This window comes from Rugamonas rubra, assembly GCF_900114705.1.
Taxonomy (GTDB): domain Bacteria; phylum Pseudomonadota; class Gammaproteobacteria; order Burkholderiales; family Burkholderiaceae_D; genus Rugamonas; species Rugamonas rubra.
In genome coordinates, this window is sequence record NZ_FOTW01000007.1 from 73505 (window position 1) to 95491 (window position 21987).

The following is a 21987-nucleotide window of genomic DNA, read 5'->3' on the forward strand; positions in this document are numbered from 1 at the left end:
CCGAACCGCCGCAGCGGCCAAGGTGTGACATGTATTTTGCGGCGCGCACTCTTAAAGACGGCTTAATGGCGCCAACATGGCGCCAATTTAGCCGTTTTTATGACAATTACGTGACGCGGAGCCCCGGCCACGCCTAGTCGCGCTTGCGGGCGATGCCGTTGACACGGCCCAGCGCGCCCTCGTTGCCGCCGGCGGCGGCGTGCTTGCTCGACACCGGCGCCAGCGCCTTCAACTGCGGCGCGTCCTTGACGAAGGGGACGATGCCCAGCGCGGCGTCGATCTCGTGCGGATACACCAGGTAGCCACGGGTGATCACCGCCGCCACCTTGCGCACGTCGGCGATGTCGCGGGTCGGGTCGCCGTCGACCAGCACCAGGTCGGCCAGCTTGCCCGCCGCGATGCTGCCGCGCTCGTGGCTGGTGCGGGTGTAGAGGGCGCCGTTCTTGGTGGCCACCTGCAGCGCCTGGGCCGGCGTCAGGCCGGCCTTGACCAGCATGGCCAGCTCGGCCTGCAGGGTGAAGCCGGCCAGCTCGTCGGTGCCGGCGACGATGGGCACGCCGGCGCGGTACAGGATGCCGACGAACTGCACCATCTTGGCGTAGGACTGCTCGTAGCGCTTCAGCGTGGCGGCGTCGGCGATCTTCATGGTGCCGACCGAGAAGCCGCGCCGCACGTCCGGCGGCATGTGCTCGGCGATCGGCGCGAAGGGCTCGTTGATGTCGCCGTCGCGCTGCTTGAGGAAGGCGAAGGTGGCCAGGGTCGGGTCGATGGCGATCTTCTTGCGCGCCAGCGTGGCGACGAAGTCCTTGACCGGCTTGGACTGGAAGTCCAGCCCGGCCACCTTCTCGGACGGCAGGATGAAGCGTTCCAGGGTGCGCGTCTCGGTGCTCGGCGTGACCAGGAAGTTGAGCATCACCTGGTTGATGTGCTGGATCTCGTCGTAGCCGGCGTCGATCGCCTGCTGGGCGCGCAGGCCGGCGGGGATGTGGCCGGAGACGCGCATGCCACGGCCGTGGGCGTAGGCCACGGTGTCCTTGAGGATGGCGTGCGGGAAGGAGTTGTAGATCTTCAGCTGCGGATAGCCGTGCTCGGCGTACCAGTCGATGGCGTTCTTGGCCTGCGCCAGGTCCTTGACGACGAAGCCGCCGTTCGACGAGTACGGGCTCTCGCCCTCGAGGAAGCCGGTCGGCACCACCTGCGGCGCCAGCAGCTTGCCGGCGGCCGTCTCGTCGAGCATCAGCTGCAGCTGGGCGTTGTCGTTGCCCATGTCGCGCACGCTGGTGACGCCGGCCGCCAGGTTCAGCGCGCCGGACCAGCGGTCGACGTGGCCGTGCATGTCGAACAGGCCGGGCAGCAGCACGCGGCCGGCGGCGTCGATCTCGTTGACGGCGCCGCGCACCGGCGCGCCGGCCGGCAGCACGGCGCTGATGCGGCCGCGCAGCACGTAGACGTCGGACGGCGCGCCCAGGGTCGCCTTGTCGCTGTCGAACACGCGGGCGTTGCGCACCACCGTCAGGCCGGGCAGCGGATGCTGCAGCTGGGCGGCGACGTCGGTCAGCATCTTGCTCTCGGCGGCCTTCTGGCGCTCGGCCATGGCCGCCACGTTGGCCTGCCAGCCCTGCTCGAGCATGTTGGCGAAGCCGGGCATGATGACGCCGAACAGGCGCGGCTTGGCGCCCGTGGTGGCCCACATGAACGAGGGCGACAGGCCGATGCCGGTCTGCGCCAGCAGCTGCACGGTCTGCGTCTTGCCGTCGGCGCTGCTGACCTCCATGCTGTCGAGCACGCGCTGCGCCAGCGTGCCCGAGGGCAGCAGCGCCAGCTTGCCGTCCGGCGCCGCCGCCAGCGCGCCGATGGCCGCCGAGCTGACCTCGAAGGAGCTGTTCAGCGGCACGTAGGCGGCGGCGCCGCTGACGCTCTTCTGGCCCTGCTCGGAGGTCGACTTCCAGCTGGCCAGGTCGCCCTTGCGCTCGAAGCGCTCGTCGACCACGGCGCCGAAGGTGGAATTGCCCTTGACGGCGTAGTCGGTCATGGTGCCGTCGGCGCCGAGGCGGAACTGTTCCGTCAACTCGGGGCCACGACCGTTGTCCTTGTAGATGAAGTTCACCTTGGTCAGGCCGTCGTCGGCGCGCTCGACCACCTGCTGGCCGATCTGCTTGCCGTTCTCGGCGATGATCAGGAAGGTGGTGGTGGTGGCGGCGGCGTAGGCCGGCGCACTGAAGGCGGCCGCGACGGCCATGCTCAACGCCAGGGGTAGGGCGGGAAGTCTGCTCAGCTTCAAATTCATCTCCTTATGGGTGATTGCAACGCGGGACGACGGAACGACGGATGCGGCGACCCACCCCGGACGGCGCGCGGCGGGGTCGGATCGTCGGACATGCTAACAGGGTCTTGCCAAGATGTCAGGCTTGCCGTTCAGCCAGCGTCGGCGGCGTCGCGCGCGGCGCACACCGGGCAGTCGACGTTGCGGCCGATGGCGATGCTGTTCCATTCCATGTGCAGGCCGTCGAGCAGCAGCAGGCGGCCGGCCAGCGACTGGCCGATGCCCATCACCAGCTTGAGCGCCTCGGCCGCCTGCATGGCGCCGACCACGCCGACCAGCGGCGCGAACACGCCCATGGTCGAGCAGGCGACGTCCTCGAACTGCTGGTCCTGCGGGAACAGGCAGGAGTAGCAGGGCTGCGCGCCGCCGCGCGGGTCGAACACGCTGACCTGGCCGTCGAAGCGGATCACCGCGCCCGACACCAGCGGCTTGGCCGCCGCCACGCAGGCGCGGTTGACGGCGTGGCGGGTGGCGAAGTTGTCGGTGCAGTCGAGCACCACGTCGGCCGCCGCCACCAGCTCGGCCAGGCGCGCCTCGTCGGCGCGCTCGACCAGGGCGAGCACCTCGATCTCGGGATTGATCGCCAACAGGGTGGCGCGGGCCGACTCGGCCTTGGGCTGGCCGACCCGCGCCGTGGTGTGGGCGATCTGGCGCTGCAGGTTGGTCAGGTCGACCAGGTCGTCGTCGACCAGGGTCAGCCGGCCGACCCCGGCCGAGGCCAGGTACATGGCGGCCGGCGAGCCGAGGCCGCCGGCGCCGACCACCAGCACGCGCGCGGCCAGCAGCTTTTGCTGGCCCTCGATGCCGATCTCGTCGAGCAGGATGTGGCGCGAGTAGCGCAGCAGTTGGGCGTCGTTCATGTCGTTGTTCGCAGGTGCGGCGCCGGATGGCGGGCTATTTTTTCGGCGGCTGGAGCTTGTCGGCCGGCTTGGCCTCGACCTCGGCCTTGGCCTTGGCGGCCGCGGCGGACGCCGGCTTGGCGCTGGCCTTGCCGTCGAGCTTGGTTTCGGCGGCGACGGCCGGCGCCGCCGTCTCGGCCTTGGCCAGCTTCAGCGGCAGGCCCTTGAAGTGGTTCAAGGCCTGGGCCAGCTGGAAGTCGTCCTTGGCGCCGAACTCGAAGGGCTTCTGTTTGCGCGCCAGGGCGGCCAGGCGCTGCTCCTCCTCCAGCTCGTCGTTGCCGGCGGCCTTGGCCGGTGCTGCCGCGCCCTTGTCGTCGTCGTTGTTCAGGTGCTTCACCAGGTCGGCCTCGCGCACGCGCAGGCCGTTCATGCCGTCGCCGTCGGCCGTCTCGTCGACCAGCAGGTCGGGCACGATGCCCTTGGCCTGGATCGAGCGGTTGTGCGGCGTGTAGTAACGCGCCGTGGTCAGCTTGACCGCCGTGTCCGGGGTCAGCTGGCGCAACGTCTGCACCGAGCCCTTGCCGAAGGTCTGGCTGCCCATGATGATGGCGCGCTTGTAGTCCTGCAGCGCGCCGGCGACGATCTCCGAGGCCGAGGCCGAGCCGGCGTTGACCAGCACCACCATCGGCACGTCCTTCAGCGCCGCCGGCAGCTTGGCCAGCGGGTCGGCGCCCTTGTTGGGGGCGTAGAACTCGCGCCGGCCGTAGAAGGTCTCCTTCGAGGTGGCCAGCTGGCCGTTGGTCGAGACGATCACCGCGTCCTTCGGCAGGAAGGCGGCGGCCACGCCGATCGCGCCCGGCACCACGCCGCCCGGGTCGTTGCGCAGGTCCAGCACCAGGCCCTTCAAATGCGGCTCCTGGGCGTACAGCGCGGCCAGCTTCTTGGCCATGTCCTCGACGGTGGGCTCCTGGAACTGCGCGATGCGCAGCCAGCCGTAGCCCGGCTCGACGATCTTCGCCTTGACGCTCTGCACGCGGATCTCCTCGCGCACGATGCTCAGGGTGAGCGGCTTGTCGAGCTCCTTGCGGGTGATGTTGAGCAGCACCTTGGAGTGCGGCTCGCCGCGCATCTTCTTGACCGCCTCGTCCAGGTTCAGGCCCTTGATGGCGGCGCCGTCGATGCGGGTGATCAGGTCGCCGGCCTTGATGCCGGCCTTGAAGGCGGGCGAGTCCTCGATCGGCGAGACGACCTTGATGTAGCCGTCCTCCATGGCGACCTCGATGCCGATGCCGACGAACTTGCCGGCGACCGCCTCGCGCATGTCGCGGAAGGCCTTCTTGTCGAGGTAGACCGAGTGCGGGTCGAGCGAGGCGACCATGCCGCTGATGGCCTCGGTGAGCAGCTTCTTGTCGTCGACCGTCTCGACGTAGTCGGACTTGATCAGGCCGAACACGTCGGACAGCTGGCGCAACTCCTCGAGCGGCAGCGGCGAAGGCAGGCCGCCGGCCTTTTGGGCGCTGGCGGAGAACTGCAGCGAAGCCGTGATGCCGGCCACCATGCCCAGGCCGATCAGGCCCAGGCTTTTGACTTTGTTGCCCATGTTGTGTATCCGCGCTCCGCTATGCTGTGCTTGGTGTGCTTGCTAAAACTTGACCCAGGTGGCGGGGTCGAACGCCCGGCCCTGGTGGCGAAGCTCGAAGTATAAACCCGATTCCTCGTTGCCGCCGCTGTTTCCCGCGCTGGCGATGGGCTCGCCGCCCTTGACCACGTCGCCGGCGCGCTTGAGCAGGCTCTGGTTGTTGCCGTAGATGCTCATGTACTGGCCGCCGTGGTCGACGATGATCAGGTTGCCGAAGCCGCGCAGCCACTCGGAGAACACCACCCGGCCGCCGGCCACGGCGTGGATGTCGCTGCCCTCGGCGGCGCGGATGAACACCCCCTTCCAGCTCGGCCCGTCGCCGCGCTTGGCGCCGAAGCGGGCCGCCAGCTTGCCGGCCACCGGCGCGCGCAGCTGGCCGCGCAGGCCGGCGAAGGCGCCGGCCGGCGCGGCCGGGGCCAGCGCCACGTCGGCGGCGCGGGCCGGCGCGCGCACCGCTTCCTCCTTCGGTTCCGGCTTGGGCTCGGGGCGGATGTCGGGCCGGGTGTCGGGCCGCGCCTCCGGCTTGTGCGCCAGCTTGGGTTCGTCGGCGTCGATCGGATCGAGCTTGGCCGGCGGCGCCGGCTTGATGCTGCCGGCCTTGTTGCGCTCGGCCTTGTCGGCCTTGTCGGATTTGAGGCGGGCGAGCCGTTCGCGCTCGGCCTCGGCCGCCTTGGCGCGCGCCAGCAGGCGCGCCTCCTGCTCGGCCTTGGCCTTGGCGGCCTTGGCGGCGGCCACCTGTTCCAGGCGGCGCTTCTCGGCGGCGGCGGCGGCGGCCTGCTCCTCGATCAGCTTGGCCAGCTTGTCGACCAGACCGGCCATGCGCTGCTCGTCGCGCTCGACGTTGCCGGCCTCCTTGCGCTGCGCCACCAGGCGCTTCGACAGGGTGGCCAAGAGCGCGGCGCGGCGGCCCTTCTCCTGCTCCAGCAGGGCCTTTTGTTGCAATTCCTCGGCGGCGATCTCGGCCAGCTCGTCCTTGGCGTTCTGCGCCTCGGCCTGGTTGGTTTCGACCGCCCGCAGGTTGGCGCGCAGCGACTCGAGCAGGCGCGCCTGCGCCTGCGAGACATAGGCCATCATCTGCAGGTCGCGGTTGATGCGGTTCGGGTTGTCGCCCGACAGCAGTAATTTGATGCGGTCCTCGTTGCCGGCGACGTATTGCTCGCGCAGCAGCTTGGCCAGCTGTTTCTTTTGTTGTTCGACGGTGGCGGCCAGGCGCGTCTGCTCGGCGCCCAGCTGGCCCAGCTTGACGTTGGTCTCGCCCTGCTCGACGGCCAGGTCGCGCAGCGCCCGGTTGGCGTTGGAGATCGCCCCCTCGGACTCGGCCAGCGTGTCGGCGGCGTTGTCCTTGGCGCTCTCGGTCTGGCTGATGTCGCGCTTGAGGGCGCTGAGCTTCTGCTGCAGGCCGGCGCGCTCGGCCTCGGCGACCGCCTTTTGCTTGCTGCGTTCGGTGGCCTTGGGCGCGGCCTGGGCGGCGCCGCCGGCGAGCGCCAGCAGCAGGCCCAGCAGAACGGCCGCAGCGCGGCCGCCGATACGGGAGGAGAGGAAGGGCAAAACTTACTTGGCCTTACCTTGGTTGGCCACGGCGGCCTGGGCGGCGGCGATGGCGGCGGCGTCGCCCAGGTAGTAGCTGCGGATCGGCTTGAGGTCGGCGTCGAGCTCGTAGACCAGCGGCTGGCCGTTGGGGATGTTGAGGCCGACGATGTCCTCGTCGCTGATGCCGTCGAGCATCTTGATCAGCGCGCGCAGGCTGTTGCCGTGGGCCGAGATCAGGATCTGCTTGCCGGCGCGGATGGCCGGCGCGATCTCCTCGTCCCAGGCCGGCATGACGCGGGCCACGGTGTCCTTCAGGCATTCGGTGAGCGGAATCGAGGCCTTCGGCAGGCCGGCGTAGCGCGGGTCGTTGAAGGAGGTGCGCGGGTCGTCCTCGGCCAGCGGCGGCGGCGGCGTGTCGTAGCTGCGGCGCCACACCAGCACCTGCTCGTCGCCGTACTTGGCCGCCGTCTCGCCCTTGTCCAGGCCCTGCAGGGCGCCGTAGTGGCGCTCGTTGAGGCGCCAGTCGTGCTTGATCGGCAGGTACATCATATCCATCGCGTCGAGCGACAGCCAGAGCGTGCGGATGGCGCGCTTGAGCACCGAGGTGTAGGCCAGGTCGAAGCTGAAGCCGGCCTCCTTGAGCACGCGGCCGGCGGCGCTGGCCTCGGCCACGCCCTTCTCGGTCAGGTCGACGTCGGTCCAGCCGGTGAAGCGGTTCGACAGGTTCCAGGTGGACTCGCCATGGCGCATGAATACGATTTTATACATAAGGCAATCTTCAAAAGGTGATTTAAGGAAACTAGTGGACAAACATCGGTCAAACGAATGCGATTGCAGAACTCTGCCAGCTTCTATTTTATAATGCGCGCATTGACTTAAACCATTGGATCCCCGTGAAATTCTTCATTGACAATATTTTTATCCTCGCCATCGTGTTGTTGTCGGGCGGCGCCCTGCTCTGGCCGCTGCTGACCCAGCGCGGCAAACGCGCCTCGGCGCTCGAGGTGACGCAGCTGATCAACCGTGGCAAGGCGGCCATTGTCGACGTGCGCGAGGCCAAGGAGTTCGCCGACGGCCACCTGCCCGACGCCAAGAACATCCCGCTGGCCGAGCTGGCCACCCGCATGGGTGAGCTCGACAAGTTCAAGAGCAAGAGCGTGATCGTGGTCTGCCAGAGCGGCGCGCGCGCCGCCAAGGCCGCCAACCAGCTGCAACAAGCCGGCTTCGCCGAGGTGCTCAACCTCGAGGGCGGCGTTAGCGCCTGGAAGAGCGCCGGCCTGCCGATCGCCAAATAAGCCAAAGGAAAACCCCATGAGCGCCCACGTCACACTGTACAGCACCGCCGTTTGCCCCTATTGCGTCCGCGCCGAGCGCCTGCTCGAAGCCAAGGGCGTGACCGCGATCGAAAAGATCCGCGTCGACCTCGATCCGGAACAGCGCGTGCTGATGATGGAAAAAACCGGCCGCCGCACCGTGCCGCAGATCTACATCGGCGACACCCACGTCGGCGGTTTCGACGATTTGTATGCGCTCGATCAAGCCGGCGGCCTCGACCCCTTGTTAAAAGGATAAACGGCACCAAATAGCGACGCGAGGGTAGAAATAGTTTGAATTTATATTGGTTTTGATACAATTGCCCTCGCGTTTGATTTGAGCCGTCGAAAAGCCCATCGCAAGCCCCCAACCTGAGCGGCCCCGCCGCCTGTTTCCAATATAACGAAAGCGTTCCATGTCCGACGAAAACCTGCAACCAGTCTTCCAAATCCAACGCGTCTACCTGAAAGACATGTCGCTGGAACAACCGAATTCCCCGGCTATTTTCCTGGAGCAAGAAGCCCCGACCATCGAAGTGGCACTGGACGTGGGCGCCGAGCCCCTGGCCGAAGGCATCTTCGAGTCGACCGTGACCATCACCGTCACCGCGAAAATCAAGGACAAGGTCGCCTTCCTGGTCGAAGGCAAGCAAGGCGGCATCTTCGAGGCGCGCAACATTCCTGCCGAGCAACTCGATCCGCTGCTGGGCATCGGTTGCCCGAACATCGTCTACCCTTACCTGCGTGCCAACATCGCCGACGTGATCACCCGCGCCGGCTTCCCACCAGTGCACCTGGCCGAGATCAACTTCGAAGTGTTCTACCAGCAACGCCTGCAAGCCGTGGCCGACGCCGCCAAGGCCGCCGCACCAGCGGACGGCGCAGCGACCCACTAAGCAGCAAGCAGTACGCATGCAGTACCGACACGCCGCGCCCTGCGCGCTGTCGCGCCCGAAGGCCGTCCCCGGTCTTCGGGCTTTATTCACTTGAGCAAGGCAGGCCATGACATTTCCCCGTTTGATCGCAGGCATCACCCTCTTGCTGGCAGCGGCGGGTAGCCAGGCGTTCGACTACAAGACGGTGGGCGCCGCCCCGGCCATCCTGTACGACGCCCCCTCGACCAAGGGCGGCAAGCTGTTCGTGGTGCCGCGCGGCGCCCCGCTGGAGGTCGTGCTGACCTACGGCGAATGGGTCAAGGTGCGCGACTTCAGCGGCGAACTGGCCTGGACCGAGGCCAAGGGCCTGTCCAACAAACGCAACCTGGTGGTGCGCAGCGCCGGCGTCAAGGTGCGCGCCACGGCCGACGAGGCCGCCCTGGCCGTGTTCACCGTCGACAAGGGCGTGCTGCTGGAACTGGCCGAGCCGGCCAACGGCGCCGCCTGGATCAAGGTGCGCCACCGCGACGGCCTGGTCGGCTACGTGAAAAATACCGAGGTCTGGGGCCTGTAGGCGCCCCCGCGATATGCAACAATGTTGCCATCGCCCATCACCGCCACACCACCACCATGTCTGACTCCCCCCTGAAGCAAGGCGGCGCCCGCCGCCGTATCACCGTGCTCGGCGCCGGCGCCTGGGGCAGCGCCGTGGCCATCGCCCTGGCGCAGCGCCACGACGTCCTGCTGTGGGGGCGCAACGGCGCCGTCATGGCCGAGATGGCGGCGGCGCGCGACAACCTGGCCTACCTGCCCGGCTGCCCCTTCCCGCCGGCGCTGGCCGTCGGCGCCGACTTCGCCGCCGCGCTGGCCCACGCCCACGGCCCCGGCGCGCTGCTGGTCGCCGCCTGCCCGGTGGCCGGCCTGCGCCCGCTGCTCGAGCAGCTCAAGGGCCGCGCCATCCCCAACATCGTCTGGCTGTGCAAGGGTTTCGAGTACGACACCGGCCTGCTGCCGCACCAGATCGTCCAGCAGGTGCTGGGCGGCGCGGTGCCCGGCGGCGCCCTGTCCGGCCCCTCGTTCGCGCAGGAGGTGGCGCGCGGCCTGCCCTGCGCGCTGACCATCGCCTCGGACTCGGCGGCGCTGCGCGAGGACGTCGTCGCGGCCGTGCACGGCGGCAACATCCGCGTCTACGCCAGCACCGACCTGGTCGGCGTCGAGGTGGGCGGCGCGGTGAAAAACGTGCTGGCCATCGCCACCGGCGTGGCCGACGGCCTGGGCCTGGGCCTGAACGCGCGCGCCGCGCTGATCACCCGCGGCCTGGCCGAGATCACCCGCCTGGGCAGCACCCTGGGCGGCCAGGTCGAGACCTTCATGGGCCTGACCGGCATGGGCGACCTGATTCTGACCTGCACCGGCGACCTGTCGCGCAACCGCCGCGTCGGCCTCGGCCTGGCCCAGGGCAAGCCGCTGGCGACCATCGTCGGCGAGCTGGGCCATGTGGCCGAGGGCGTGCCCTGCGCCAAGGCGGTGCGCGAACTGGCGCGCAAGCTGGGCGTCGACATGCCGATCACCAACGCCGTGGCCGGCGTGCTGTTCGACGGCGACCTGCCGCAGGCCATGGTGGCGCGCCTGCTGGCGCGCGACCCGCGCGACGAGATGGCGGCCGGCGCGGCGAAGTAGCGCGGCGGCATACCCCCACAGGCAAGGGGTCGGACCCCGTACGGGGTCCGACCCCGGCGGCCGAGTCGCGCCCCGGGGTGGCTGCCGCCTACTCCTCGACCGGCTCGTCCTTGGTCTCGCGCATCCAGCTGACCAGCGCGAAGGCGTCCTGCATGCCGCTGGCGATCTGGCCCACCAACAGCTCCGGCTGGTTCAACTTCAAGTCGACCTCGGTCCAGACGAAGAAACTCTTCAGCTTGATGTACTCGATGTGCTCGGCGTCGGCGGCGAAGCCCTTGGGCGGACGCATCAGCTTGCCCTCGTTCTGGATGTCGCCGAAGGTGGCGCGCAGGCGCTTGTTCTTCAGCACCTTGCCGAAGCCGGCGGCGTCGTCGACCATGTGCTGGCGCAGCGCGCGCAGGCGCGGCGGCGGCGGCATGTACTCGCCGGCGCCGAACAGCAGGTGGCCGGCGCCGTCGATCTGCATATAGTAGGTCGGCCCGCCGGCCTTGCTGGGGCGGCGCATGTCGTTGGGCGCGATGGCGGCCGAGAAGCGCGTCTTGTACGGGCTCTTGTCGTTGGCGAAGCGGACGTCGCGGTTGATGCGGAACATCGCCTTCTTCGGGTTGCAGAACTTGACGGCCGGATCGAACTTGCCCAGCTCGACGATCAACTGTGTCACCACCTCGAGGAACTCCTCGCGCAGGATGTCGTAGCGCGGCTTGTTCATGATGAACCAGGGACGGTTGTTGTTTTCGGACAGTTCTTTGAGGAATTGGGTCAGGTCGCGCAGGTGCATGGGGTGGTCCGGATGGGAGGAATGGTCGGGTCGGGGCGCGGCGGGGCGTGGCCGGCGGCGCGGCGCCTACTTGGTGGCGGCGGGCCGCTTGCCGACGGTGATGTCGAGGGTGGTCTCGCGGCTCTTGCGCAGCACCGTCATTTTAGCTTTTCCGCCCGGCGTCAGCTGGGCGATCAGGTTGAGCATCTCGTTGGTGTCGGCCACCGGCTTGCCCTCGACCGTCAGCAGGATGTCGCCGGGCCGCATGCCGCCCCGGTCGGCCGGGCCGTTGCGCACCACGCCGGCGATGATGGCGCCGCTCTGCCGGCTCAGGCCGAAGCTGTCGGCCAGCTCGGGGGTGATCTCCTGCGTCTCGACGCCGATCCAGCCGCGCACCACGTGGCCCGACTGGATGATCGCCTCCATCACCGACTTGGCGGTCGAGACGGGGATGGCGAAGCCGATGCCGACCGAGCCGCCGCTCTGCGAGTAGATCGCCGAGTTGATGCCGAGCAGATTGCCGTTGCTGTCGATCAGGGCGCCGCCGGAGTTGCCGAAGTTGATCGCCGCGTCGGTCTGGATGAAGTTCTCGAAGTGGTTGATGTGCAGGTTGTTGCGCTTGAGGGCGGAGATGATGCCCATCGTCACCGTCTGGCCGACGCCGAAGGGGTTGCCGATGGCCAGCACGACGTCGCCCACCTGGGCCTGCTCGGCCTGGCCCAGGGCGATCACCGGCAGCTTGGCCAGGCCGATCTTGATCACGGCCAGGTCGGTTTCCGGGTCGGTGCCGACGATGCTGGCGGCGGCCTTGCGGCCGTCGGCCAGCACCACCTCGATCTCGTCGGCGGCCTCGACCACGTGGTTGTTGGTCAATATATAGCCCTGCGGGCTGACGATCACGCCCGAGCCGAGGCTGGACTCGTCGTCGTCGCCGTCGTCGCCGCGCTCGCCGAAGAATTTCTTGAAGAAGGGGTCGGGCAGCAGCGGATGCTTGCCGCGCTTGGGCGCCTTGCTGGTCAGGATGTTGACCACGGCCGGCATGGCGCGCGCGGCGGCGGCGCGGTAGGAGGCCGGCGCCGGCCCGCCGACGGCCTCGCTCAGCTGGGCGCCGTTCTGCCCACCGAGCTGGCGCAGCTGGCTGGCCGGCGCGCCGCCGGCGTCGCCACCGCGCCGCGGCGCCAGCGCCGTGTAGACGAAGTACAGCGCCAGGGCGACGGTCACCGTTTGCGCAAACAATAACCAGAGTCGTCGCATAGCCTTGCTAACAGAGCGCCCGAGCCGGGCTTATTTTTTCAGGGAGTCGCGGATCTCGCGCAGCAACACGATGTCTTCCGGCGTGGCCGGGGCCGGCGCGGCGGCGGCCGGCTCCTCGACCTTGCGCGCCTTGTTCATCAGGCGGACCATTTGGAAGATGATGAAGGCGAGGATGACGAAGTTGAGCAGGATGGTGGCGAAGTTGCCGTATGCAAACACCGCGCCCAGCTTCTTCGCCTCGACCAGGCTCAGCGCCGCGTCCTGGCCGTTCAGCGGCAGGTAGTAGTTGGCGAAGTCGAGGCCGCCGAACAGCTTGCCGATCGGCGGCATGATGATGTCCTGCACCAGCGAATCGACGATCTTGCCGAAGGCGCCGCCGATGATCACGCCGACGGCCAAGTCGACCACGTTGCCCTTCATGGCGAATTCTTTAAATTCCTGCATCATTGCCATTCATACACTCCTACGACCTGTGGTCTTTTGTAAACAAACTTGCGTGTGGATCATACTATTTTTTCAATTAGAATCCAAACACCCGAACCGCTTGCGTTTCCGCCGCGAATTTACGTTATAAATTTGACTTATATCAAATTTCGCAGTTGGCGTCCGTCAGTAGGGCCGAAGTCGTCAAATTTCAAGGGCAAAAAGGCCTGGAAATCGCACCAATTATGGCCATTGCAACGTTTTTTCTTTAAATCGCACCACGCTTCACCTATAATTTAAGGTTGCTAGGAGTCCGGTTAACACTTCTTAACGGTTTTGCATTTTGTGCATTTTGACTGATTGGGGTTTGTATGAGTAACGAAAAGCAGGTCGATTCTGGCCGACGCGGGCTGCTCGTCGCCACGTGCGCGGCGGGTGGTGTGGTCGGTTTGACCACAGCAGGAACCTTGGTAAGTACTTTCCAGCCGTCCGAGCGGGCCAAAGCCGCCGGCGCGCCGGTGGAAGTGGACATCTCCAACCTGAAGCCGGGCGAGATGATGACGGTGGAATGGCGCGGCAAGCCGGTCTGGATCCTCAAGCGCACGCCGGAGATGGTGGCGTCGCTGAAACAGACCGACGGCAAGGTCGCCGACGCGGACTCCAAGCGCAACCCGGAGGAGTTCACGCCGGAATACGCCCGCAACGAACACCGCTCGATCAAACCGGAAATCCTGGTGGCGGTCGGCATCTGCACCCACCTGGGTTGCTCGCCGTCGTCGAAATTCACCCCCGGCCCGCAGCCCTCGCTGCCGGACGACTGGGCCGGCGGCTTCCTCTGCCCCTGCCACGGTTCGACCTTCGACATGGCCGGCCGCGTCTTCAAGAACAAACCCGCACCGGACAACCTGCAAGTGCCACGCCATATGTACGCCGGCGAGACCAAGCTGGTCATCGGTCGTGACCAGAATGGCGAGGCATAATCATGGCGGCTTTCAAAGAAACCAAATTCCCGGCCGACGCGCCGGCGGCACAAAAGGCGCTGGGCTGGGTCGATGACCGCTTCCCGCTGACCAAGCTGTGGAACGACCAATGGGGCAAGTACTACGCCCCGAAAAACTTCAACTTCTGGTACATCTTCGGCTCGCTGGCCATGCTGGTGCTGGTGCTGCAGATCGTCACCGGCATCTTCCTGACCATGCACTACAAGCCGGACGCCAACCTGGCCTTCGCCTCGGTCGAATACATCATGCGCGAAGTGCCGGCCGGCTGGCTGGTGCGCTACATGCACTCGACGGGCGCCTCGGCCTTCTTCATCATCATCTATCTGCACATGACGCGCGCCCTGCTGTACGGTTCCTACCGCAAGCCGCGTGAGCTGATCTGGCTGTTCGGCTTCGCCATCTTCCTCTGCCTGATGGCCGAGGCCTTCTTCGGCTACCTGCTGCCGTGGGGCCAGATGTCGTACTGGGGCGCCCAGGTGATCGTCAACTTGTTCGGCGCCATCCCCTTCATCGGCCCCGACCTGTCGCTGTGGATCCGTGGCGACTACGTGGTGTCCGACGCCACGCTGAACCGCTTCTTCGCCTTCCACGTGATCGCCATCCCGCTGGTCCTGCTGGGCCTGGTGGCGGCGCACTTGATCGCGCTGCACGAAGTCGGCTCGGGCAACCCGGACGGCATCGAGGTGAAGGAAAACCTGGGCGCCGACGGCCATCCGCTCGACTCCATCCCGTCGCACCCCTACTACACGGTGCACGACCTGTTCGGCGTCTCGGTGTTCCTGCTGATCTTCAGCGCGGTGGTGTTCTTCGCGCCGGAAATGGGCGGCTACTTCCTCGAGTACAACAACTTCCTGCCGGGCGACTCGCTCAAGACCCCGCTGCACATCGCGCCGACCTGGTACTTCACGCCGTTCTACTCGGTGCTGCGCGCCACCACCGCCGACTTCATGTACGTGCTGATGGCCGCCGTCGCCGCCTACGTGGTGTTCGTCTGGCTCAAGTCGCGCCTGTCGAGCATGGTCAAGACGGCCTTCGCCGCCGTCGCCCTGGTGGCCATCGTCGGCATGCTGCCGCAGGTGCTCGACGCCAAGTTCTGGGGCGTGGTCTTCTTCGGCGGCTCGGTGGTGATCCTGGCCTTCCTGCCGTGGTTGGACCACTCGCCGGTCAAGTCGATCCGCTACCGTCCGCACTGGCACAAGTATGTGTACCTGGTGTTCGGCGTGTCGTTCCTGATCCTCGGCTACCTGGGCACCCAGGCGCCGACCGAGACCAAGACCATGGTGTCGCAGGTGTGCACCCTGATCTACTTTAGCTTCTTCCTGCTGATGCCATGGTGGAGCACGATGGGCAAGTTCAAGACCGTGCCGGATCGCGTGACGTTCCATCCGCACTAATCGACGACCTGCTCAAGCACACAAAGGACATCACATGAATTTTGCTAAGAAATTGCTCGCCATCCTGGCACTGCTGCCGGGCCTGGCTTTGGCCAACGAGGGCGGCCATCCGCTCGACAAGGCGCCCGACCGCTCGAACAACATGGCCGCCCTGCAGCACGGCGCCAAGCTGTTCGTCAACTACTGCCTGAACTGCCACAACGCCTCCTCGATGCGCTACAACCGCCTCAAGGACCTGGGCCTGAGCGAGGCGCAGATCAAGGAGAACCTGCTGTTCACCGGCGAGAAGGTCGGCGAAATGATGACCACCAGCATGAACGCGAAGGACGCCAAGGCTTGGTTCGGCGCCGTGCCGCCCGACCTGTCGGTGATCTCGCGGGCCAAGTCGTCCGGCGCCGGCAGCGGCGGCGACTACCTGTACACCTACCTGCGCACCTTCTACCAGGACCCGGCGCGGCCGACCGGCTGGAACAACCTGGTGCTGGAGAACGTGGCCATGCCGCACGCGCTGTGGGAACTGCAGGGCATCCAGACGGCCAAGTTCGACGAGGTGGCCGATCCCCACGAGGCGGGCAAGAAGATCCACAAGTTCGGTGGCTTCCAGCAGGTCAAAGCGGGCCAGTTGAGCAAGCTCGAGTATGATAACGCCGTGGCCGACCTGGTTGGCTACATGGAGTGGATGGCCGAGCCGGCCCAGCAGACCCGCAAGCGCATCGGCGTGGCGGTGGTGCTGTTCTTGGCGCTGTTCGCCCTGCTGGCGTGGCGTTTGAACGCCTCGTTCTGGAAAGAAGTCAAATAAGTGAGGGCGCCGGCCAGTCCGGCGCCTGTTTTGCGTTGCCCGCGTTGGCGGGTGCGGTCTGGGGTGATCCGTTCGCGGCTTCACCCCCTTTGTTTCTAAGGAACTATAAAAATGATGGTTCTCTATTCGGGCACAACCTGCCCATTCTCTCAACGCTGCCGCCTGGTCCTGTTTGAAAAAGGCATGGACTTCGAAGTGCGCGACGTCGACTTGTTCAACAAGCCGGAAGACATCTCGACCATGAATCCCTACGGCCAGGTGCCCATCCTGGTCGAACGTGAACTGATCCTGTACGAATCGAACATCATCAACGAGTACATCGACGAGCGCTTCCCGCATCCGCAGCTGATGCCGGCCGACCCGCTGATGCGCGCGCGCGCCCGCCTGATGCTGTTCAACTTCGAAAAGGAGTTGTTCGTCCACGTCCACGTGCTCGAGTCCGAGCGCGCCAAGGGCAACGACAAGAGCCACGACAAGGCGCGCGCGGAGATCCGCGACCGCCTGACGACGCTGGCGCCGCTGTTCCTGAAGAACAAGTACATGCTGGGCGACGAGTTCTCGATGCTCGACGTGGCCGTGGCGCCGCTGCTGTGGCGCCTGGACCACTACGGCATCGAACTGTCGAAGACGGCCGCGCCGCTGATGAAGTACGCCGAACGCATCTTCTCGCGTCCGGCCTACATCGAAGCGCTGACGCCGTCGGAAAAGGTCATGCGCCGTTAAGCGATGCCGGCCGCGCCGCGCGCGGCCGCACGGCGCAGCACCGCCTCACTCGAAGTATCGGCGCGCCCGCCCCGGCGGCGCGCCGCGTTTGTCTCACTAGCCCCACCGATCATGCCCGACATCTCAACCAAGCCCTACATGCTGCGCGCCATCTACGAATGGTGCACCGATAGCGGCTACACCCCCTATCTGGCCGTCAAAGTCGACGCCGGCACCACGGTTCCCATGGAATACGTGAAAAAGGGCGAAATCGTCCTCAACATCAGCTTCGGCGCCACCTCCGGCCTGAAGATGGACAACGACAGCATCCGCTTCCACGCCCGCTTCGGCGGCGTCTCGCGCGAGATCTACGTGCCCGTCAACAACGTGCTGGCCATCTACGCCAACGAGAACGGCCAAGGCATGGCCTTCGAGCCGCCGGTGGCCGGCGACAAGTCCGGCGAGCAGGCCGAACCGCCCCAGCAAAGCGCCCCGGCGCCCGCGCTGGCGGCCGTGCCGAGCAGCCAGAACGAGGCCAGAAGCGAGGCTGCCAGCGGCCCCGGGGGCGACGACGAGCCGCCCAAAAAGGGCGGCCGGCCCACCCTCACGCGAATTAAATAGCGTATAATTCGCCCCGTACAAGTTTCGCCGACTTAGCTCATTTGGTAGAGCAGTTGATTTGTAATCATCAGGTGGCCAGTTCGAAACCGGCAGTCGGCACCAGTAAAATCAAGCACTTAGCCCAGCCTCAACAGGTTGGGCTTTTTGCTGTTTGGCTACATGTAGGCACTGTTTAGGAAAACTCGATACACAAGCCTCTTGCGCAATGCAACAGAAGGCTGCATATTGAATAGGCATGCAAACGGAAGCTCTGTTACGATGCTGTATATGCATACAGTGCGCCCTAAGACTTGGAGATAATTATGTTTGCCCAAAGGTCTAGAGCCGTTGCAGTGGCGAAGCAAATACTCGCGAATGCTACACATCTGGGAATAACCCTTACGCCGATGCAATTGCTCAAGCTGGTTTATGTCGCTCAGGGTTGGATGCTCGGGAAACACGGTCGCGTGCTTTTCCCCGAGTCGGTAGAGGCTTGGCAATACGGTCCGGTTGTGCCGAGTGTATATCAGGCAATTAAGCGCTATGGTAGCGGCCCGGTTGTCCAGATAGATGCGCCAGATGAACAATTCACGCCGGACGAGATTGCCACAATGGACTTCGTGACGAAGAACTATGGCCGGGCGAGCGGGGTTACTCTGTCCGCTGCAACTCATCAGCCAGGTAGTCCGTGGTACCAGACGTGGGCGTCCGCGCCACGTTCGTCGCCAATTTCTAATGATTTGATTCAGAATTTCTACGAATCGATCATGAAGGCACCATCGCATTCCGCACTGTGACGGCCCAAGACAATATCACTGCGTCTGAAGACGCTGCCGCCGCTGAGGCGGACGCCGTCTTCGGCGAGTCTTCGTTTACTCCAAACGACATAGTCGGCAATGATGCGCTAGCAAGCAAGGAGGCTATCGCAATTTCCAACGGCTCGCTACAGGCCGACGCCGATAAGCAAGAGCACAACCGCCATCAGACCTTTCGCAACCATATCAATCGGGCCACGCTAATAGTCTTCTGGTCTGTCATGGCCTGTTTGATTGTGAGTATTTTTATTTTTACATTCCATATGATTACGCCGGAGTCATGGCATTTTCTAAACGACGACCAAATCGGCACGCTTAAAACGCTGCTTGGCGGTGCCATACTTTCCAGCGCGATGTCCGGGTATGTCACCAATCGAATGAAGGGTTAGGCGTAATAGCGACGGGCGTTGTTCGCTATCATTGAGGTTTTACTACTCCCAAGATATTCGCCCGTGACACCTCGTACATGCGGGCCAGGGCGCTGACGCTCTCGCCCTGCCCATACTTGGCAATGATGTCGGTCCGCTGCTCGGCCGTGGTCTTCGACGGCGCACCGCTCGTGCCGGACTGGGTGTCGCCGCCGGGCGACACGATGCTCGACCTGCTCGACGAACGCGATTGGACCCAGCAGCAGTTGGCGGACCGCCTTGGATTTTCGCTCAAGCACGTCAACCAGCTCATCAAGGAAAAGGTGTCGCTGACGGAAGACGCCGCCATCCGTCTGCGGAACGTGCTGGGCGCATCCATCGGCTTCTGGCTGACCCGCGAGGCGCAGTACCGGGAACGCGCGGCCCTGCTCGCCGCCGCCGAGCACAACGCGGCGGCGATTCCTTGGCTTGAGCTGTTCCCGCTCAAGGAATTGATGGAGGTGGGCGCGCTCGTCAGGGGCCGCCCGGTCGGCAAGAGCAAGCCTGAGGTGGTCGGCGAGTTGCTGGCCTTTTTCGGCGTGGCCAGTCCGGCGCAATGGGACGGCCAGTACGCGCGTAGGCAGTCGGCATTTCGGCGCAGCCATGAGGACCAGGACGACGTGGCCGCCATCTCGGCATGGCTGCGCCTTGGCGAACGGGCGGCCGAGCGGATGGATACCCCGCGCTACAACGAGACGTCCTTTCGTCAGGCACTTGGGCAGATTTCAACGCTGCCGAGGCAAGCACCGGAGCAGGCCGGCCCGCGTCTGCGGAGCCTGTTGAACGCTGCGGGTGTCACCTTGGTTGTGGTGGCGGCGCTGCCGCGCAGCCGCGTGTCCGCCGTTGCCCGTTGGCTCAACGCGCACCGGCCGATGATTCAACTGTCACTCGGCAAGACCACTGAGCAGTTCTGGTTCAGCCTCTTCCACCAGGCGGCGCACATCCTACTGCTCAGCAAACAAAAGACCGCCGTGTTTCTGGACGATCCAGGCCGCGATGGCGCCCACTCGATCGAGGAGAAGGAGGCAAACGTATGGGCGCATGACCGCCTCATGCAACCCGCGTTTGGTCAAACTGAAGACCGGTTTCCTACAGCAGAATACTAGTCTGGCGACAGTTGAGCCGGCAGGGTTGCGCTGATACTTGGAAACGCGAGTCTCCACACCAACGGCATTGGGGGAATTCATGGGAAAGAAACAATTTACGGCGCCTGCTGGATGCCTATGCCAGGAACTACAACACATCCTCCATGTCGAGCTGGAGCGTGGAAACGCGGTATCTGAACCGCCAATCAGAACGGACTGGCCGGAGCCTGGTTCGGTACTCGCGTCGCTGGCCCATGATTTCAAGACACGCAAGAACGAACTGCCGAAAGGCGTGGTGTACTCGATCTGCAATGATCCGCACTACGGATGGCACGGCGAGTACTTTTGCGAAATCCACAAACATCTATTGGTCGCCGGCGCCCCTAGGCCGGGGCAGCCGACGTGGCAGCCGGGCTGACCGTGTCCGCTGCGGCACCAAACCTTGTCCCGGCCCACATCCCGGCCGACCTGATCACGCTACCATCATCGCTACATAGCCAAATCGTTGACTGCTTCCGCTGCGATTTGTATGGTCCCGATTCCGCAACCAACTCCATCCTTTCTCGATACCTGTGATAAGGTAAAAGTGCAAGGCGGCCAGCAGATCTGGGCGAGTCCGGACCGCAGCCGGTATTACACTTGGGATTCCTTGCACGGCGAACTCGAAGGCTTCAATCTGCGGGGCCACCACCTTGGGGCGTTCGACGCCGTTTCAGGTGAGCAAATCAAGGATGCGGTCAGGGGGAGGAAGATCGATGTCTAACACAGCCACGTTCATGGAGCGCTGCCTGCTCGGCACGGCATTGCCCGAACAAATCGACGATTATGTCGCGCAGTGGCACGACGGCATTGCCGGCCAGAACCTCACGCTGCGTGATTTCCTCGGCATGGACCGGCGGGAATACGCCGCCTGGATGCAGGATGCGGACGCCATCCACGCCATCCTCGCGCTGAAGAAAAACATACAGCCCGCAACGAAGTAGCCAGACCATCGCCGGCCGCTATCCGCCGTGCTCGCCACCATCCGGTTCGGGCGCCGTCGCGCCAAATTCCCCCACATAGGCGCACGAAAAGCGAAACTCCCGCATCGTGTTCTTGGGGAACGGCGGCGTGTCGAGAATTGCCTTGGCGACCGCCTCGTCGAACAGCAAATTGCCCGATCCACTTACCTTGTAGACGCGGACGACGTGGCGCTCCTCGTCGAGGGAAACCTGGTACTTGACCTGCAGCTTGGTGCCTGCCGTGTACCGCGACGGGATGTACTGTATCCGCGCCTTCATCTCGGCCATGCGCTCCTGCGTCGGCGGCTGGTCCCGCTCGCCGGACGGGTTCGCCGGCGCCGACAGCGCTGGTGGATTCGATGACGCAGACGCGGCCGCATCCGGCGGAGAGTCGAGGAGATTGGATGCCAGACGCAACAAGGCGCTCAGTGCCAAGACGACGGCGATGGTGCCGGCGCCGCTCAGCGCCAATACGATGGGGTGGCCGGCGAAGCGCCGCCAGCGGCCAATGCCCGCCGCGCGCGGCTGCTCGCCTTGCGGCTCGGACATCTGCGCATACGAACGACGCCACTGCTGCAGATGGTTCGCGTCGACGAGCAAGGCCATCATGGTTGGAAAACGTGCCGTCAGGCGCTCGAAGTGGAATCGGTCGCGCCGCAGTTCTTCGCGGGTCGGCGGCCTGGCGTCGCGCAGCCTGGCCATGACGGCGCGTTGCGCCTCCTTTTCCAGTTCCGGTATGGCGTTGAACATGTCGCGCTCTTCGAGCGCCCGGTCCAACACGGTGCCGTCGTGGCCAAACCGCAGCAGGCGGCGCCGGTCCTCGGCCCAGTTGAACACGCTGCAGGCGGCGCCAAACAGGATCTCGTTGCCCGCCGCCCAGCCATGCGCCAAGCCGGCCGCGATGCGCGCCTCGAAGATGCCGCGCGCGGCGATATTTTCCATCGCCTCGTCGTCAAGACACCGCCGCAGGGCGTCGCGCCACGTGGATTCCTGCCGGGCCCGCTGCCCCTGCAGCAGATCGGCGCAGGCGGCGCGGAAGGTCTGCAACGCCGCCTGCGCCAGTTGATTCGGATTGACGCCGCCTTGCGCCAGCGGCGCCGGCAGGCACTCATCGACGCTGACTTGTGGCGCCGGCGTCGGGTCGGTTGCTGCCGGCGCCGGGTCGGCTGGCGCTGGCGTCGGTTCGGCCAGCGCCGGCGCTGGGTCGGTTGTTGCCGGCGCCGGGTCGGCTGGCGCTGGCATCGGGTTGGTCGACGCCGGCGCCGCCTCGGGAACCCGCAGCGGCACCGCGACGCGCGCGGCGCCGTAGTCGGGCGTGGCCGGCGGCGGGCGCGCGCCGTGACCGGGAGCCGAAGCGGGAGCTGCCACCGCGCCCAGATCGGACCAAGACAGAGCCGCCTCGTAGGCCTCGCGCAGCGCCTGGAAGCCGACGGCGTCGCGCTCCTGGTCAATCTGTTTCAACTCGCGCGCGTAGGCGCGCCGGATGGTCCGCGCGTCGGCGTCGCCGTCCAGGCCCAGTCTGGTGAGGAAGTGCTGGCGCTCTGGCACGC

At 65.7% G+C, this 21987-nt stretch carries 25 protein-coding genes and 1 tRNA gene; 17 read left to right on the plus strand and 9 right to left on the minus strand.

All coding sequences use genetic code 11. The features are described from left to right. Positions 1-133: 133 nt before the first annotated feature. The 5 genes from BM252_RS06660 to gpmA form a co-directional block, all read right to left on the minus strand. Positions 134-2281 (minus strand): amidohydrolase family protein, encoded by a 2148-nt coding sequence (locus BM252_RS06660; RefSeq protein ID WP_245774132.1) that lies wholly within the window; start codon positions 2279-2281, stop codon positions 134-136. A 134-nt stretch (positions 2282-2415) separates the two neighbouring features. After that, entirely contained in the window at positions 2416-3183 is a 768-nt protein-coding gene (locus BM252_RS06665; protein WP_093385365.1) for a HesA/MoeB/ThiF family protein, read from the minus strand. A gap of 34 nt (positions 3184-3217) precedes the next feature. Then, positions 3218-4762: a S41 family peptidase gene (locus BM252_RS06670; protein WP_093385368.1), complete on the minus strand. Its 1545-nt coding sequence runs from the start codon at positions 4760-4762 to the stop codon at positions 3218-3220. A gap of 42 nt (positions 4763-4804) precedes the next feature. After that, positions 4805-6304 (minus strand): murein hydrolase activator EnvC family protein, encoded by a 1500-nt coding sequence (locus tag BM252_RS06675; protein WP_093385913.1) that lies wholly within the window; start codon positions 6302-6304, stop codon positions 4805-4807. 48 nt (positions 6305-6352) lie between these two features. Next, a complete protein-coding gene (gpmA, locus tag BM252_RS06680; RefSeq protein WP_093385370.1) occupies positions 6353-7099 on the minus strand; it encodes a 2,3-diphosphoglycerate-dependent phosphoglycerate mutase in 747 nt (248 codons plus the stop codon). A gap of 125 nt (positions 7100-7224) precedes the next feature. On the opposite strand from gpmA, the gene BM252_RS06685 reads away from it, so the two are divergent. The 5 genes from BM252_RS06685 (at position 7225) to BM252_RS06705 (ending at position 10199) form a co-directional block, all read left to right on the plus strand. Then, positions 7225-7626, plus strand: coding sequence for a rhodanese-like domain-containing protein (locus BM252_RS06685; RefSeq protein WP_093385373.1), 402 nt, complete (start codon positions 7225-7227; stop codon positions 7624-7626). A 16-nt stretch (positions 7627-7642) separates the two neighbouring features. Next, complete coding sequence (gene grxC / locus BM252_RS06690) at positions 7643-7903, plus strand: glutaredoxin 3 (protein ID WP_093385376.1); 261 nt, start codon at positions 7643-7645, stop codon at positions 7901-7903. Positions 7904-8060: 157 nt separating this feature from the next. Further along, positions 8061-8540 carry a protein-export chaperone SecB gene (secB, locus tag BM252_RS06695; RefSeq protein WP_093385378.1) on the plus strand — a complete coding sequence of 160 codons (480 nt, stop codon included), beginning with the start codon at positions 8061-8063 and terminating at the stop codon, positions 8538-8540. A gap of 106 nt (positions 8541-8646) precedes the next feature. Further along, positions 8647-9093: an SH3 domain-containing protein gene (locus tag BM252_RS06700; protein WP_093385381.1), complete on the plus strand. Its 447-nt coding sequence runs from the start codon at positions 8647-8649 to the stop codon at positions 9091-9093. 56 nt (positions 9094-9149) lie between these two features. Further along, entirely contained in the window at positions 9150-10199 is a 1050-nt protein-coding gene (locus BM252_RS06705; RefSeq protein WP_093385383.1) for an NAD(P)H-dependent glycerol-3-phosphate dehydrogenase, read from the plus strand. Positions 10200-10287: 88 nt separating this feature from the next. Here BM252_RS06705 and BM252_RS06710 read toward each other — a convergent pair whose 3' ends face one another. The 3 genes from BM252_RS06710 to mscL form a co-directional block, all read right to left on the minus strand. Continuing rightward, positions 10288-10977 carry a DUF2461 domain-containing protein gene (locus tag BM252_RS06710; RefSeq protein ID WP_093385386.1) on the minus strand — a complete coding sequence of 230 codons (690 nt, stop codon included), beginning with the start codon at positions 10975-10977 and terminating at the stop codon, positions 10288-10290. Between the two features lie 66 nt (positions 10978-11043). Next, positions 11044-12210: a trypsin-like peptidase domain-containing protein gene (locus BM252_RS06715; RefSeq protein ID WP_093385388.1), complete on the minus strand. Its 1167-nt coding sequence runs from the start codon at positions 12208-12210 to the stop codon at positions 11044-11046. 30 nt (positions 12211-12240) lie between these two features. Continuing rightward, a complete protein-coding gene (gene mscL, locus BM252_RS06720; protein ID WP_093385391.1) occupies positions 12241-12663 on the minus strand; it encodes a large conductance mechanosensitive channel protein MscL in 423 nt (140 codons plus the stop codon). 341 nt (positions 12664-13004) lie between these two features. Here mscL and petA point away from each other — a divergent pair, with 341 nt between their 5' ends. The 12 genes from petA to BM252_RS06780 all read left to right on the plus strand — a co-directional run bounded on the left by petA (position 13005) and on the right by BM252_RS06780 (position 20419). Continuing rightward, positions 13005-13613 (plus strand): ubiquinol-cytochrome c reductase iron-sulfur subunit, encoded by a 609-nt coding sequence (petA, locus tag BM252_RS06725; RefSeq protein ID WP_093385394.1) that lies wholly within the window; start codon positions 13005-13007, stop codon positions 13611-13613. A gap of 2 nt (positions 13614-13615) precedes the next feature. Next, a complete protein-coding gene (locus BM252_RS06730) occupies positions 13616-15028 on the plus strand; it encodes a cytochrome b (RefSeq protein WP_093385396.1) in 1413 nt (470 codons plus the stop codon). 34 nt (positions 15029-15062) lie between these two features. Continuing rightward, positions 15063-15827, plus strand: a complete 765-nt coding sequence (locus tag BM252_RS06735; RefSeq protein WP_093385399.1) for a cytochrome c1 — start codon at positions 15063-15065, stop codon at positions 15825-15827. Between the two features lie 111 nt (positions 15828-15938). Further along, on the plus strand, positions 15939-16550 hold the full coding sequence (locus BM252_RS06740) for a glutathione S-transferase N-terminal domain-containing protein (protein ID WP_017877976.1): 612 nt from the start codon (positions 15939-15941) through the stop codon (positions 16548-16550). A gap of 111 nt (positions 16551-16661) precedes the next feature. Continuing rightward, positions 16662-17150 (plus strand): ClpXP protease specificity-enhancing factor, encoded by a 489-nt coding sequence (locus tag BM252_RS06745; protein WP_093385401.1) that lies wholly within the window; start codon positions 16662-16664, stop codon positions 17148-17150. A 26-nt stretch (positions 17151-17176) separates the two neighbouring features. Beyond that, a tRNA-Thr gene (locus tag BM252_RS06750) sits at positions 17177-17252 on the plus strand. A gap of 230 nt (positions 17253-17482) precedes the next feature. Then, positions 17483-17926: a Panacea domain-containing protein gene (locus BM252_RS06755; RefSeq protein WP_174900443.1), complete on the plus strand. Its 444-nt coding sequence runs from the start codon at positions 17483-17485 to the stop codon at positions 17924-17926. Then, a complete protein-coding gene (locus tag BM252_RS06760) occupies positions 17923-18333 on the plus strand; it encodes a hypothetical protein (RefSeq protein ID WP_093385406.1) in 411 nt (136 codons plus the stop codon). The genes BM252_RS06755 and BM252_RS06760 overlap by 4 nt, the downstream gene beginning before the upstream one ends. A 122-nt stretch (positions 18334-18455) precedes the next feature. Further along, a complete protein-coding gene (locus tag BM252_RS06765; protein WP_174900444.1) occupies positions 18456-19457 on the plus strand; it encodes a helix-turn-helix domain-containing protein in 1002 nt (333 codons plus the stop codon). A 79-nt stretch (positions 19458-19536) separates the two neighbouring features. Beyond that, on the plus strand, positions 19537-19854 hold the full coding sequence (locus BM252_RS06770; protein WP_093385914.1) for a hypothetical protein: 318 nt from the start codon (positions 19537-19539) through the stop codon (positions 19852-19854). A 111-nt stretch (positions 19855-19965) separates the two neighbouring features. Then, positions 19966-20199 carry a colicin E3/pyocin S6 family cytotoxin gene (locus BM252_RS06775; protein WP_093385411.1) on the plus strand — a complete coding sequence of 78 codons (234 nt, stop codon included), beginning with the start codon at positions 19966-19968 and terminating at the stop codon, positions 20197-20199. Beyond that, positions 20192-20419 carry a hypothetical protein gene (locus tag BM252_RS06780; RefSeq protein ID WP_093385414.1) on the plus strand — a complete coding sequence of 76 codons (228 nt, stop codon included), beginning with the start codon at positions 20192-20194 and terminating at the stop codon, positions 20417-20419. The genes BM252_RS06775 and BM252_RS06780 overlap by 8 nt, the downstream gene beginning before the upstream one ends. Positions 20420-20437: 18 nt before the next feature. Here the strand turns inward: BM252_RS06780 and BM252_RS06785 are convergent, their stop codons facing one another. Continuing rightward, complete coding sequence (locus BM252_RS06785) at positions 20438-21985, minus strand: energy transducer TonB (RefSeq protein WP_093385417.1); 1548 nt, start codon at positions 21983-21985, stop codon at positions 20438-20440. Positions 21986-21987: the final 2 nt, after the last annotated feature.